Here is a 14,317-nt window from a genome sequence, read left to right on the forward strand (position 1 = left end):
ACCGCTCATGGTAGCGGGACCGCGAACAGGACTGAGTTGCCATCATGTCAACACCGACTAGCTTCCAGCGCCTCATCAATCTTCTCCATTTCGCGCGAGTGGTAGAGGCCGGATCATTTGCCGAAGCCGCTCGGCGGGCGGGCACAACGACGTCAGCCCTGTCCAAGGCGGTTTCGCGGTTCGAGCAATCGCACGGCGTCCGCCTGCTGCACCGCACGACGCACGCAATCTCGCTGACCGCCGAGGGGGAGCGGCTGCTGGAGGGGACGCGCGATCTTCTGCGCGAGGCTGAGCGGTTGGAGGCAACGCTTGATCGTGCAGCCACCAGCGGCGCGGGAGGTCGTATTCGGCTTAGCGCGCCGGCACCGTTTATTCGTGCCCGCCTAGCACGACAGGTTCCAGCTCTGTTGCGGGCCAACCCCGACATCGAACTGGAACTTAAGGTCGACGACGGCACGCTCGACCTCGCTGGCGAAGCGATCGACATCGCGATCCGCTTCGGTGACCTGTCGAGCCAGCCAGGGCTGGTGGCAACACCACTCGGGAGCTTTCCGTGGGTGCTATGTGCGACCCCCCGGTACGTAGATTTAATTGGCGCGCCGCAATCCCCCACCGACCTAAATGCGCATCATCAGATCGGCTTCCGCGACCCGGGCAGCGGGCGGCTGCTGCCTTGGCAATTCGCAAGCCCTGTCGATGGCGCCATCGTTCGGCACCTGCCGCGGCCGAGGATCGTCGTTGAAGACATGGGCGCGATCTGGTCGATGATGCGGAATGGACTCGGGCTCGCTTGGCTTCCGGCCTGGGTCGGCCTTCTTGAAATACGCGAGGGCCAGGTGATTGAGCTCCTACGTGAGTGGCGTGTAACGGAGACTGCCATGCATGCGGTCCGCCTTGAGCGCCAACACACACCGCGTCGCATCCGCCGCCTGCTTGATGACCTTCGCAATGCCGCAAGGGATTGGCGCCTCGAGGACGCCGCGGCGGATTACGCGCCCGCGATGAGCTGATGCTCACTCTAGCGCGTGCGATTTTGGATCCGTCGACCTGCTGCGCGCCGGTTCGCAGGTCGTGATCGACCTGATGGGAGGCCAGTACCTTGGTCGCTCAGGGTAGGACGGTGCCCGGTGGCAACGTCAGCGCTATTCCGGAGGCGAGCAGCGTCTTACACATGCGTGAAAATCGGCCTGCGGCCGGCCTGGAGCTGGACGAGGCACATAATCGGTTGGTCGATTCTGCCTTTCCGCTGCTGCGCTCGCGCGTCCCTCTCGAGATGCTCTAGTCGAACAGGGGGAGCGCCTCAGTGCTACCCATTGCTGACCGGTCGAAGTTGGAAACGGTCACACCGACGAGGCGTATGCCTTTCTCAGTCGGCAAGACAGAGCGTATAAGTGCGAGGCTCGCGTCGCGCAGAGCTTTCTGGGTCGTGACCAGCGCCGGCTGCGTGCGGCTTCGGGTGATATTCTGAAAGTCGCCGTACTTCACTTTGACGGTGACGGTCCGGCCGAATTCTTGGGCCTTCTCACACCAGTTCCAGACGTCATCCGCCTGACGCAATACGCCAGTCTCGATCTCCTGGTCCTCTAGCAAATCGCGATCGAACGTCGTTTCAGACCCCGACGACTTGCGCTCACGATCGGGATTGACCGGACGCTCGTCGATGCCCCGAGCGATCAGATAGTACCATTCGGCCGAGCTCCCGAAATGCTGCTGCAAGAACGGGAGCGACTTAACACGCAAATCGGCGCCGGTTGCGATCCCAAGCCCGGCCATCTTCTTGGCAGTGACCGGCCCAACACCGTGGAATCGTGAGACAGGCAGGCTTTCGACCCAATCGGCGCCCATGTCCGGCGTTACGACAAACTGGCCGTTGGGCTTGCGCTGATCTGACGCGAGTTTAGCCAGGAACTTGTTGTACGAGATGCCCGCGGACGCTGTAAGTCCCGTCTCTTCCAGGATGCGCGCGCGAATCTCTTTGGCGGTCTTCCACGCCGTCTTGATACCGCGCCGGTTGGCGGTCACATCAAGATAGGCTTCATCCAGCGACAGTGGTTGGACGAGGTCGGTGTAGTCAGCGAAGATCGCGTGGATTTGCCGCGAGACGGCTTTGTAGACGTCAAAGCGCGGCGGCACGAAGATCAGCTCGGGACACCTACGGAGCGCCGTGACGGACGGTAACGCGGAGCGCACGCCGAATTTGCGCGCCTCATAACTGGCCGCTGCCACGACGCCGCGAGCCGCAGCATAGCCGACAGCCACGGGCTTGCCCCGAAGCGCTGGCTCATCGCGCTGCTCGACCGACGCGAAGAAGGCGTCCATGTCGACATGAATGATCTTTCGGTCGGCCGATTCTGGCATGGGCTCAAAATAGCGGAGCTTGAACAGAAAGGGAACGGTTTGCACTGCAAGTAAGCAGATGCTGTGTCCGTCGGCAGCAACGAACGCTATAAGGGCGAAATGAAGTTCATTCACTCCGCTGATTGGCAGCTCGGCAAGCCCTACGGCCGCTTCGATTCCGATGTCCGCGCAGCTCTGACGGAGGCCCGCTTCGACGCGGTCGACGCGCTTGGGCGCGCCGCGGCCGAGCATGGCGCGGATCACGTCATCGTCGCCGGGGACATCTTCGACACCGAAGGGCCTGAAGACCGCACTATCGTTCAGGCGATTTCGCGGATGGATCGGCATACCTGCCGCTGGTGGCTCCTGCCTGGAAACCACGACTTCGCGCGCAATGGCGGCCTGTGGGACCGCGTCCGTCAGCGGGCCAGCGACAAGATCGTCATCCTCTCGGAACCTGGGCCACGCGAGATCGAGGACAAGATATGGCTGCTCCCCGCACCGCTCATTCACCGGCATAATCTCGAGGATCCGACCAGCCTGTTTGATACGATGGAGACCCCGGGCGCGCGGCTGCGGATTGGCGTCGCTCACGGATCGATTCGGGACTTCGGATCGCGCGGAGAGACCAAGAACCAGATCGCCCCGGATCGGGCCAGGCTGTCGCAGCTCGATTATCTCGCGCTCGGCGATTGGCACGGAGCCCTCAAGGTCGATGCTCGGACATGGTATTCCGGCACCCCGGAGACCGACCGCTTCCAGCGCGATGAACCGGGTCACGCGCTCGTTGTCGAGGTCCAGCCCAACCTTATGCCGATAGTGACGCCGATCCGGACCGGCCGCTTCCAATGGCTCACGCGCGATTGGACGGTCAACGACAAGGTAGCGTTCGACGCTGAATGCGACCAACTCCTTGCTGGTGTCGACGCCCCCAACACGCTTCTGCAGCTTACTTTGGCGGGCATAACCAGCCTCGGCGAGCGGATCGCGATGCTCGGGCGGCTCGAAAACGACCTCAGCCACCGCCTGCGGCATCTTGCCGTGCGAGCCGATGACCTTGTCGGCCGCCCGCGCGAGGAGGACCTCGCGACACTTGCCGTGGAAGGGATGCTTGGAACCGCAGCAGCCAAGCTCAACGCGAAAATCGACGCCGGCGGCCTGGAAAGCGCCATCGCCAAGCGGGCGCTCGAGCGACTGTTCGTCGAGTATAGCCGGGAGGACCAGGCATGAGCCTTGTCATCCGTCAGATTGCGGTGGACGGCTTCCGCAAGTTTCGAACCCCTTTCGCGATCGACGATCTTACCGACGGACTGAACATCGTCATCGAGCCGAACGAAACCGGGAAATCAACGCTGCTCGAGGCGCTGCGCGCCGCCTTCTTCGTCCGCCACAACACGCGCAATCAGCTTGCCCAGTCTTTCGCGCCCTACGGCGAGGCAGTTGGTCCCGAGATCACGGTGAGCTTCGACGTCGACGGCTCTCCCTGGTCGCTGACGAAGCGCTTCCTCAGGAGCCCCTCGCTTGAGATTTCCGGCCCCCAAGGCCGGGCCCAAGGCGATGACGCGGAAGCACGGCTCAACACGCTGTTCGGCTCGGTCCGTGACACCAGTCGCGGGGGCGATGTTTCGACTTATGGGGCATTGGGACTCTTGTGGGTCGGGCAAGCCGAGGCCCTTGCGGTTTCCGGCCCTGGGCAGATCGTTCGCGACACGATCGCGTCCACGCTCGAAGCCGAGGTCGGTTCGATCATGGGCGGAGACGCCTATCGGCGCGTGCGCCAGCGAATTGACGCGCAATATGAGCTTTACTGGTCGCCGACCGGCCAGAAGCGCGGCCGGCAGAACGACGCGCGGGAACGAGCTGACGCTGCGATCTCGGCCGTACTTGAGGCGAGTGAACGCCTCGCCGCATTGGAGAGGAGCTTTTCCGACCTCGATGCCGCGCGCGGGCGGCTCAAAATCATCCAGCGGGAGATAGCGGACGAGACCGATGCGCAAGCGCGCAAGGAGCTTGTCGACTCCCTCGAGATCGCGCGCGCAGCCGCGCAGATCCTATCGACCCGAAAGGCCGAGCAGGAGGCGGCCGTTGCGAAACTGAAGGGATTGGAAGATCTGAAATCTCGCCACGGGGCGGCGACGATCTCGCGCGATAGCGCCACGACTGCGGTGGAAACAGCGCGCGCAAAGCGTGCTGAGCTCCGCGAGGCGCTTGCTACCGGCAAAGCCAAGGTCGCTGGGGCACGCGAGGACCTCGAGGCGGCGCGCGGTGAGCGTCATGACGCCCGAGCGGCGCTTGCTGCGGGTGAACAGGCTGTCCGCCTCCGCCGTCGTCAGGCGGCGATCGCCGCCGCGCGCCGTCGACATGACGAGTTGCTGAAGCTCGAGCAGTTGCATGGCGAGGCAAAGGCGCGTGCCGCAACCGCCATTCCGGCCAAATCGCTCGAAGCGCTCGAAGCGAACGATCGTGCGGTGAACCAAGCTCAAGCCGTCGTGGATGCCGGCGCGACCCGACTGACGCTGTCCGGCGCCATCCAGGGGGTAACGATCGACGGTGAGCCGATGCCCGCTGGCGAGCGCACCATCACCCGTGCGGCCAGCATCGCGATCGGAGGGACCCAATTGATCGTCAGCCCGCCGGCCGCGGCCGCGAGCGCTGAGGAGACCCTCGCTGCAGCAATCCACAAACGGAAGTCTGCGCTCGAAGAGCTCCACGTAGCCAATCTTGCGGCTGCTCGATCTCGCAACGAGGCGGCTCGCGATTCCGCCGCTGAACTGCGCACACTTGCTGCACAGATCGAGGCTGCCACACCCGCTGACGAGACACTGCAAATCGCAGCCGGGGCCGACGCATTAAAACTCTTCGTCGCTCAACTCGAACCGGAGGCCACAGAGGCGGAAGCGGCCCTTCCTGATGTGACCGCGCTAATGAAAGCCGTTGAGGCGGCCGACACGAGGCTCGCGCGAGCCGAGGGTTCCCAGGATAGTGCGATCGCTGCGCTGCGACGTGCCGAAGAGGCTGATGCTCCGCTCGCATTAACCGAAGCGGGCGCGGTGAGCGACCTTGCCAACGCCGCGGCCCTCCTCAAAGAGATTGAGGCTCGCCCGGAATGGGTGACCCTTGATGAGGATCTAAGGCGGGCGCGAGAAACGGCAGCGCAAGCGGCCGTCCGCCTGGAGGAGGCCGAGCGGAACGCATCGGCACACGATGTCGGCGCGATCAATCGGAAGATCGAGGTCATCGACGCCCGCGTCCGGGTAGCCACTGAAACGCGCACGAGGCTGGAAACCGAGATCGCCCGTCTCGAGGGGACGATCGAAAGCGAAGGCGGCCTCGGCCTGGCCGATCGCGCTGCGGCGGCTCAAGAGGAAGTCGAGGCCGCGAATGCCGCGCTCCAGCGCGTCACGGAGGAAGCAGATACGTTAAAGCTGCTCCGCGATACGCTGGAAGGCGCGCGAAACGAGACTGCCGCCAAGTTCGTCGGTCCGGTCGCGAAGCGCGCGAAACGGTATATCTCGCAACTGCTGCCAGACTGCGATCTTACCTTTGCCGAGGATCTATCCCTCGCGAGCGTCAGCCGGACCGGCGTCGATGAGAGCTGCGCCAACCTCTCTCGCGGCACCCAGGAGCAGCTCGCTGTCCTCACCCGCATAGCGTTCGCGGACCTGCTGCTTGAACAAGGCAAGCCCGTGTCGCTGATTCTGGACGATCCGCTGGTCTATTCCGACGATGGTCGCCTCGACACGATGATCGAGATCCTGACAGAGGCATCGACGCGGATGCAGATCATCTTGCTGACGTGCCGGGATCGCGCCTTCCGCCACGTGCCCGGGAATAGGATCCTCCTCCGTGCCGCCGCCTAGGCGATGCCGGCCGTCGAGCGGGTCCGCTTTTATCGGCGAGCTGCTGCTCGAACCGAGGTCGGCAATAGGATAGGATGCTCGCGTTCGTGTGGTAGGTCGGCTAAAAGTGTCGGAGATTGTGCATGCGTTTCCTTCATGTTGTCGCTATTTCTATTGCCTCAATAGCAAGTTCTTCTCCGGCGCAGGGCGTCGGATTAGGATCCGCGGAAACAGCGCTCGCCGCGATTGATGCTAGGCAGAAAGACATGGTCGCCCGAGCAGATGTAAAGGGGCTTGCGGAACTGTCCGCAAGGGAACTGACCATAAACGCGCCAACTAACAGGATCCTATCCCATAACCAATTCCTAGCGATGATGCGTAGCGGACAGATCGGCGCCGAGGCGTTTGAACGAACCGTTGAAAGCGTTACCGTCGTTGGCGACGTCGGCGTGGTAATGGGCAATGAGATATTCACTCCAACCGCCGCCAGTGAGCTTGGCCGCACGTATGGCGCAGTGCCGCTGAAGCGGCGCTATACTAACATCTATCGAAAATATGATGGGCAATGGAAGTGGCTGGCGCGCCACGCCAACGTCGTGCCCGGGCCAAAGACCGATATCCGCTAGGTGGCGGCAGCTGCCTGACCGTAATGCGCCCCATAATCGGTCGTTCGGTGATAGATCGAGGATGCTTGAAAGCCGCCATTCATTCAGGCGACGAAAGAATGGCAACAATTGGGGACTTTCCTGCCCGGCAGCTATCGACCAGAGCCGGACGTTCCGATCAGGCACCCAGAATGTCTTCTTCTGACATAACCTGCCAAAAGCCGGGTAACGATCCGATCCCAGGGCAGAGAATCTTGGCGAGGGAGCAAGATCTACTGCACTCGAGTCTTGGCAACCATCAGACGACAAGCAAGCTCGCGCTCTCCCCACCGGGTCGAAAAGGCGTCGGAAACCTCAAACCAGCTACCGTCGCTGCCTGCACCGTGATGGACGCCCATACAGGAACATTGGCACTCATGACCCTTGGCGTTCTGGCAGGAGGGTGAGCAGACTTCCTGCTCACGATATGGCTGGATCACATAAAGGCGGCCATATTTCTGCAACGCGCGATTCACGAAATCATCGAACCAGGCTTTCGGGATTTCCCAGAACTTGCGCGATGCGATCCAGCTTGGTGTAGTGCGGCGCCCGTCTTGCAGCCATTGCCGGTTATTGCCATCGAACGGCAACCGCACCCGGAGGAGCTCGCCTTTCCCCGTGCGCCGCAGAATTACGGGGATCTCGTCTTGCTTCCAAATGGCTTGGATCGACTGTTCCATGGAAGACCAACATTAGCAGGTTCGTCTCCGACCCTGACAGCTAGAAATTGACGATGACCGAAGGCAATGGAACATAGCAAAAACACCGATCCTCCGCTACACCTTTCCCGTAACGATCGTCACCGTTGTGGGAGACCTACCCAATGCCAGCGGGCACAAACCGCGCTTTTAAGTTGCCGGCTCGCTATTCGATCGAGGGCCGAGTTCACAAGAACGCGATTAAGCAGCTTAACCGGGCGGCGATACATGAAGAATTCGCTGTTGGGTCCAAGACCATCAAGCGCTCCTCCTATACAGTCCTCCATCCAGATGAGGGCGCGTCGATCCTTATAGCGGACCGCCGTCTCACGGTTACGGACGAGCCGATCGATGTCTTTCGCTGCCGTAACTGGGATGCGTTCGTCGGCGGATCCAGCGAACTCGAAGGCGAATGGCTGACGCCTGCGCCCACACGCTTTGATCTACTATCTCTCAGCCAAGCCAGCGAGGCGCGCAATGCGGTGCTGAACGGTTGGCGCGGCGCATTCGAGTTTCGCGAGGAAAAGCGTGACGGCGATCGCGTGATCGAGACCGGGCTCCGCCCTCCTCAGATTGGAGCGCTATTCGGCGTGCTCTCCCACTGGAAGACGAGCAGTCTGCCCGCAACCGTGGTCATGCCGACCGGCACCGGAAAGACGGAAACGATGCTTGCGTTGTTGGCGCGGGAGAGACCGTCACGGCTGCTGGTGATCGTGCCCACCGGGGCGCTGCGCGATCAGATCGGTGACAAGTTCGTCTCGATGGGACTTCTCAAGGAGCTGGGAGCGTTGAGGGAGGATGCGCCCTTACCGATCGTCGGATTGCTGGAGCACAAACCCAAGACCGCCGAAGAGGTAGACGCCATCTTTATGGGCTGCAACGTGGTGGTCACGACGATGGCGGTCGCTGGTCAGAGCACCGAGGCGGTTCAGCGCCGCATGGCCGAGCTATGCTCGCATCTGTTCATCGACGAAGCGCATCACATCTCGGCCCGAACATGGGAGGCGTTTCGTGGACACTTCGCTGATCGCCCAGTGGTCCAATTCACGGCTACGCCATTTCGCAATGACGGCAAGCATGTGGATGGAAAGGTCGTCTTTAACTATCCGCTTCGGAAGGCGCAGGCCGAAGGCTATTTCAAGGAAATCCGCTTCGCGCCGGTTGACGAACTGGACCAGGTCGAGGCTGACCAGGCTATTGCCATAGCCGCCGTCGCGCAGCTCGCTTCGGATGCCGCTGCTGGTTTCAATCACCTCGTCATGGCGCGCTGTTCGGACATCAAACGCGCTGAACAGGTGCACGCCTATTACGCAGCACTCGCGCCCGAGCATGCGCCGCTGCTGCTCCATAACGGAATTTCTGCCGGCGAGGCCCGAGATGGTTTAGCCCGCCTCCGCCGCGGGGATGCACGCATCGTAGTATGTGTGGACATGCTGGGTGAGGGTTTCGACCTCCCAGAGCTGAAGATCGCCGCGATCCACGATCCGCACAAGAGCCTCGCGATCACGTTGCAGTTCACGGGGCGGTTTACCCGCTTTCGCTCCGATCTCGGTGAAGCCACGATGATCGCTAATATCGCCGACCCTGGCGTCGGCGAGGCTCTACAGGACCTGTATGCGGAGGATGCGGATTGGAACGTCCTCCTCCGAGATCTTAGCGAGGGCGCCAACACTAGGCAGGCTCGTCGCTCGGACTTCATCGACGCGTTCCAAGATGCTCCCGACGTCGTTTCGCTGCGAAATATCTTCCCAAAGATGAGTGCGGTCGTGTTTCGGACGGGCACGCGACGGTGGCGGCCCGATCGTGCGATCGCCGCGATGGGTTCGACGGAAATCTATGCCGGTCCGACTGTGAACGAACGCAACAAGGTGCTGCTATTCATCACGCGCGAACATGATGCCGTGTCTTGGGGCGATGTCCGGGATATCCGAAACACCGAGTGGCACCTTTATCTTGTTCATTGGGACGAAGAACAGGGGCTCCTCTACATTAACAGCTCAAACAACAGCAGCATGCACGAAGACTTGGCCAAGGCCGTGGCTGGCGATGATGCAGCCATATTAAAGGGCGAACTTGTATTTCGTTCGCTTCATAACGTGAACCGGCTGGTCCTGACGAATCTTGGTCTCAGCGATGTGATCAACGACCGGCTGAGGTTCAGCCTGCACGTGGGGCCGGACATCACTGATGCATTGCCCGAGGCAATGCGGACTAACAAGCGAAAGTCCAACCTCTTCGCACATGGTTACGAGGACGGCGCGCGAGTAACGGTTGGCTGCTCGCAGAAGGGTCGAGTGTGGTCGATGATGACCGCCGAGGACCTCGCATCCTGGGTTGAATGGTGCCACGCGGTCGGTGCCAAGCTCCGCGATGAGACGATCTCGACCCGCGACGTCTTCACCAACGTGATTCTGCCGGTTGAAATCAGTGAGCGTCCCGCCCTCATTCCGCTTCTGATCGATTGGCCGGAGGAATTCCTGAAGCGTGCCGAAGACGCGATCACGATCACAATCGATGGAGAATCCGTGCTATTCTTTGATGTGGAACTGCAAGTTTTGGACTTTACGACCGACACGCCGATCCGCTTTCGGGTCGTCACTCCCAACAAGATCGCCGACTATATCGTTCGATTCGCGCCGGATGGCCTCTCCTACGAACCACAGGGCGCTTTTGCGGCCGACATCACGATTGGGCGCACCACAAGATCGCTTGGGGACTGGTTCCGCAGAGAGCCGCCCGCAATACGCTTCGACAATGGCGGCTACCTTGAGGGAACTGAGCTGTTTGTGCCTCCGATCGGGGCCGCGCGAAAGCCGTTCGACCGCGATCGGATCGTCGAATGGGATTGGGCGGGTGTCGATCTCGCGAAGGAATCGCAACGCGTCGAGAAGCGACCAGATTCAATACAGCGGCGCGTCCTTGATCGCCTTCTCGCCACTACCACGGAGGATGAATTCCCTATCATTTTTGATGACGATGATGCTGGCGAAGCCGCCGATATTGTCTGCATTGGGGTTCGCGACGGCAGGCTGGTGATCCATTTTTACCACTGCAAGTTCGCAGGGTCTCCCAGCGCTGGGGCTCGTGTCGACGATCTTTATGCGGTGTGCGGCCAAGCGCAACGTAGCACGCACTGGCGTAGCGCAGTGCCGGAACTCTTCAAGCATCTTCGTCGCCGCGAAGACGGCCGTCGGGCAAAGCTCGCGGCTGCTGGTATTAATCACGTTTCGCGATTCGAGCGCGGTGACCTTCGCGGCTTGCGCGATCTAGGCAAGCAGGCGAAGCTTCTACTTCCGGAATTTAAGGTCTTCATCGTCCAGCCGGGATTGTCCAAGAAGGCTTTGCTAAACCGACAGCTTGATCTACTCGGGGCGACGGAACTCTACCTGATGGACACCGCAGCGATTCCACTGGGTGTAATAGCGAGCGAGTAATTTCCGCTCACCGCATGCTCCTGCGCCGGATCGGTGACACACGCTACGTTCTCCAAGCCGCGCTTCAGGTTTGCGGGCCTCGCTTGGTAACGCTACGCCACCGGGCGACAGCTGGCTTTGTAGGACTAGGTAAGCGACGGCTTGCGGCCTCGCCATACCTGAAACCGGACAGGCAAAAGCCCCCCCATTATCGCCCATATCCTCAAGTCCCGCCACCGGTACTGCCCAGTCTGCAATGTCCGGATCTGACGAACGCCGACGTTGGCAAGCACCGTATGAAACGGCAGGAAAGTCCCCACGAGCTTCCGGCAGCAGTCGACGGCCATTGCCTGGATATAGCCGGCCGGCTGACGCAGCTACGATAACTTCAGGCTCTCGATCAGTGCCCTCATAGCGGCGGGCATGTGGCGCCGGCTGGGGTAATAAAGATGGAAGCCCGGAAAGGGTTTACACCATTCGTCCAGTACCCGCTGAAGCGAGCCTTGCCGCAGATGGGGCTCGACCAAGCTCTCAACCAGTAGCGCTACGCCGCAGCCGCGCAACGCGGCGTCCAGCAGGAGGCTGGTGTCGTTTGCCGTCATGACGCTATCGACCATGACTTCGAACGGTCCGTCGGGACCGTCGAAGCGCCAGGGGTGCAGCGCGCCCGTCTCGTACCAGCGATAGGTCAGGCAGGCGTGGCCGTTCAGTTCGGCAGGCGTGTGTGGCACCGGCCGTTGTGCAAAGTACGATGGGGACGCCACCACCGCCATCCGTAGATCGGGCGTCAGCGGCACCGAGATCATATCCTGCTGGACGATCGCCCCCGACCGGATTCCGAAATCGAATCCCTTGGCGATGACATCGGTGATGCTGTCATCAATGACCAGTTCGAGGCGTATCTCGGGAAAGTCCGCGCGAAACTGCGCCAGCTTCGGCATCACGATCAATTGCGCGGCGGCGCGCGGCATGTTGATCCGCACCAATCCGCGAGGCTGCTGCTGAAAAGCGCGGACATCGCGAACGGCGTCGCTCACTTCGGCGATTGGTGGCCCGAGCCGATCGAGCAGGGCTTGCCCGGCCTCAGTTGGCGCCACGCTGCGGGTCGTGCGGTGGAGCAGCCGGGCGCCGAGACGCTCTTCGAGCGATCGCATGCTGTGGCTGAGCGCGGAGGGTGACATGTTGAGCCGCTGAGCCGCAGCGCGAAAACTGCGTTCTTCCGCAATCGCCATGAAAGCCATCAACTCGGCAAACTCAGCACCGCGCATATTGGTGATTCCTGTTCAACAGCCCGTGCCAAATTACGCTCATTATACCTCTCCTGCGGATGATCCATATCGCGTCGAACAAACGGCAAGGCTTGATGATGCGCACGATGCGACGCTGGGAAATGGACGGGATCGGCCGTGACCGACTGATCTTACGCGAGCGACCGATCCCGGTGCCGGGCAGGCACGAGGTGCTCGTGGCGGTCGGCGCGGTGGCGCTCAACCATCGCGACAAGATGGTCGTGGAAACGGGGCGCGGCCTGTCGCTTGCCTTTCCGTTCACGCCCGGCTCCGACTTGGCGGGCCGGATCGTGGCGCTGGGCGAGGACGCCGAGCGTTTTGCTATCGGTGATCGCGTGATCTCCTGCTTCACACCCGAATGGGTCGATGGCCTTCGCGCAGGGACAGCCCGGACGCCGGGCTATCGTACGCTCGGAGGGTTCTTCGCCGGCGTGCTGGCCGAATATGTGGTTCTGCCGGAACACTGGTTGGTAATGGCACCGGAGTCGCTCGACGACGCCGAGGCGAGCACCCTGCCTTGCGCCGCGCTCACGGCATGGTTCGCGCTCGTCGAGCGTGGACATGTTCGGGCGGGTGAGACGGTGCTTATCAGGGGAACCGGCGGCGTAGCGTTGTTCGGGCTCCAGTTCGCGAAACTGCATGGAGCGACCGTGATCATGTCGTGCAGTCCCGAAAAAGGTGACCGCGCTCGGGAGCTGGGCGCCGATCATATCATCGACCGGCACCGGAAGGACGGGCTCGACGCTCTGTATGCGCTCACCGGCGATCGCGGCGCCGATCACGTTCTGGAGACAGTCGGAGGCGCCTATCTCGGCCAGTCCGTCCAGGCCGCAGCCGTCGGCGGGCACATCTATCAGATCGGGGCGATCGACGGTTTCGACCTTTCGTCGCCCGCGATGCCGCTGATGATGAAGGACGTGACTATCCACGGTATCGGCACCGGCCACCGTCGCGCGCTCGAAGACATGGTGCGGGCCGTCGAGCGTGTTGGCATGGCACCGGTGCTCGACAGCCGCTTCCCGATGCCGGCCCTGCCGGACGCGTTGGACCGCCTCGACAAGGGCCCGTTCGGCAAGATCGTAATCGAGATGGCCGGTGGGGCCAATCAGGGCGGGAGCATCTGAGATGACGGAACACGCAATCTGGCGGGACGCGAACATGAGCCTGCCGACGCCGGTTCTGTCGGTCCGTGGGATCAGGCTATCGTCGCCTGGCCGAGGGGAGCATTTACAGCTGCGTGTATCGGCCCCCGTGACCGGCGGCGACCTTCCCGTCATTCTGTTCTCCCACGGCTATGGCTCGTCGATGGATGGCTATGCGCCGTTGGCCGACTATTGGGCGGCGCACGGGTTCGTCGTCATCCAGCCGACGCATCTCGATGCCAAGCGGCTCGGACTGGCGCAGGACGATCTGCGACGGCCGTCGATCTGGCGCAACCGTGTCGAAGACATGAAGCGCATTCTGGACGCGTTGGTCCCGATCGCGCGGTCGGCGCCGGGATTGGAAGGCCGTGTCGATTACAGCCTGGTGGGCGCGGCGGGACATTCGTTCGGCGGTCAGACCACCAGCATGCTGCTCGGTGCGCGGATGTTGGGGCCTGATGGCGAAGCCGAAGACATGTCGGATCGACGGGTCAAGGTGGGGATATTGCTCGCCTCCGGCGGGCGCGGTGGGGCGGACCTGAGCCCCTTGGGACGAGAGGTCACCCCATATCTGAACTCGGACTTCGACCACATGACAACGCCTGCCCTGGTTGTGGCGGGGGATGCCGACCACTCACCGCTGACAACGCGCGGCCCCGACTGGTTTGCTGACCCGTATCGTCTCAGTCCCGGCAAGGGCGCGCTGCTCACCCTGTTCGGCGGGGAGCATATGCTGGGTGGTATTTCGGGTTACGAGGTGACGGAGACCAGCGATGAAAATCCTGCGCGCGTCGCCGTGATCCAGCGGATGACGACCGCATATCTCTGCAGCACTCTGCTCGATGATGCGGCCGCGTGGCCGTCGGCATGCGATGCGCTTGCGGCAGAGGACGCGCCGCTGGGCGACGTCGAAGGCGTCGCTGAGGCATGAGGGCTTCGGGCCGAAGCTATCGAC

Annotated in this window: 10 protein-coding genes; 7 read left to right on the forward strand and 3 right to left on the reverse strand. The window is 62.1% G+C overall.

Going from position 1 to position 14,317, the window contains the following annotated elements:
• Nucleotides 1-44 precede the first annotated feature (44 nt).
• The gene (locus BLS81_RS16725; RefSeq protein ID WP_093225591.1) at nt 45-1,010 is read left to right on the forward strand and encodes a LysR family transcriptional regulator; all 966 of its coding nucleotides are present in this window, start codon (nt 45-47) and stop codon (nt 1,008-1,010) included.
• Between the two features lie 268 nt (nt 1,011-1,278).
• Here the strand turns inward: BLS81_RS16725 and dinB are convergent, their stop codons facing one another.
• On the reverse strand, nt 1,279-2,358 hold the full coding sequence (gene dinB / locus BLS81_RS16730; RefSeq protein ID WP_093225805.1) for a DNA polymerase IV: 1,080 nt from the start codon (nt 2,356-2,358) through the stop codon (nt 1,279-1,281).
• Between the two features lie 99 nt (nt 2,359-2,457).
• On the opposite strand from dinB, the gene BLS81_RS16735 reads away from it, so the two are divergent.
• From BLS81_RS16735 to BLS81_RS16745, 3 genes are all read left to right on the forward strand, one after another.
• On the forward strand, nt 2,458-3,567 hold the full coding sequence (locus tag BLS81_RS16735; protein ID WP_093225806.1) for a metallophosphoesterase family protein: 1,110 nt from the start codon (nt 2,458-2,460) through the stop codon (nt 3,565-3,567).
• On the forward strand, nt 3,564-6,197 hold the full coding sequence (locus tag BLS81_RS16740) for an AAA family ATPase (RefSeq protein ID WP_093225592.1): 2,634 nt from the start codon (nt 3,564-3,566) through the stop codon (nt 6,195-6,197). Before BLS81_RS16735 ends, BLS81_RS16740 begins: the two co-directional genes overlap by 4 nt.
• 122 nt (nt 6,198-6,319) lie before the next feature.
• On the forward strand, nt 6,320-6,802 hold the full coding sequence (locus tag BLS81_RS16745; protein ID WP_093225593.1) for a DUF4440 domain-containing protein: 483 nt from the start codon (nt 6,320-6,322) through the stop codon (nt 6,800-6,802).
• Nucleotides 6,803-7,053: 251 nt separating this feature from the next.
• On the opposite strand, the gene BLS81_RS16750 is transcribed toward BLS81_RS16745, so the two are convergent.
• Entirely contained in the window at nt 7,054-7,500 is a 447-nt protein-coding gene (locus BLS81_RS16750; RefSeq protein WP_093225595.1) for a hypothetical protein, read from the reverse strand.
• 143 nt (nt 7,501-7,643) lie between these two features.
• Between BLS81_RS16750 and BLS81_RS16755 the strand changes: the two genes are divergently transcribed.
• The gene (locus BLS81_RS16755; RefSeq protein WP_093225596.1) at nt 7,644-10,952 is read left to right on the forward strand and encodes a DEAD/DEAH box helicase; all 3,309 of its coding nucleotides are present in this window, start codon (nt 7,644-7,646) and stop codon (nt 10,950-10,952) included.
• 356 nt (nt 10,953-11,308) lie between these two features.
• Here the strand turns inward: BLS81_RS16755 and BLS81_RS16765 are convergent, their stop codons facing one another.
• A complete protein-coding gene (locus BLS81_RS16765; RefSeq protein ID WP_093225600.1) occupies nt 11,309-12,199 on the reverse strand; it encodes a LysR family transcriptional regulator in 891 nt (296 codons plus the stop codon).
• 59 nt (nt 12,200-12,258) lie between these two features.
• Here BLS81_RS16765 and BLS81_RS16770 point away from each other — a divergent pair, with 59 nt between their 5' ends.
• Together BLS81_RS16770 and BLS81_RS16775 are read left to right on the forward strand one after the other, a co-directional pair.
• Complete coding sequence (locus BLS81_RS16770; RefSeq protein WP_218123147.1) at nt 12,259-13,344, forward strand: zinc-dependent alcohol dehydrogenase family protein; 1,086 nt, start codon at nt 12,259-12,261, stop codon at nt 13,342-13,344.
• A 1-nt stretch (nt 13,345) separates the two neighbouring features.
• Nucleotides 13,346-14,293: an alpha/beta hydrolase family protein gene (locus tag BLS81_RS16775; RefSeq protein ID WP_093225601.1), complete on the forward strand. Its 948-nt coding sequence runs from the start codon at nt 13,346-13,348 to the stop codon at nt 14,291-14,293.
• Nucleotides 14,294-14,317: the final 24 nt, after the last annotated feature.

It is taken from the genome of Sphingomonas sp. NFR15 (genome assembly GCF_900103265.1).
GTDB lineage: Bacteria > Pseudomonadota > Alphaproteobacteria > Sphingomonadales > Sphingomonadaceae > Sphingomonas > Sphingomonas pollutisoli.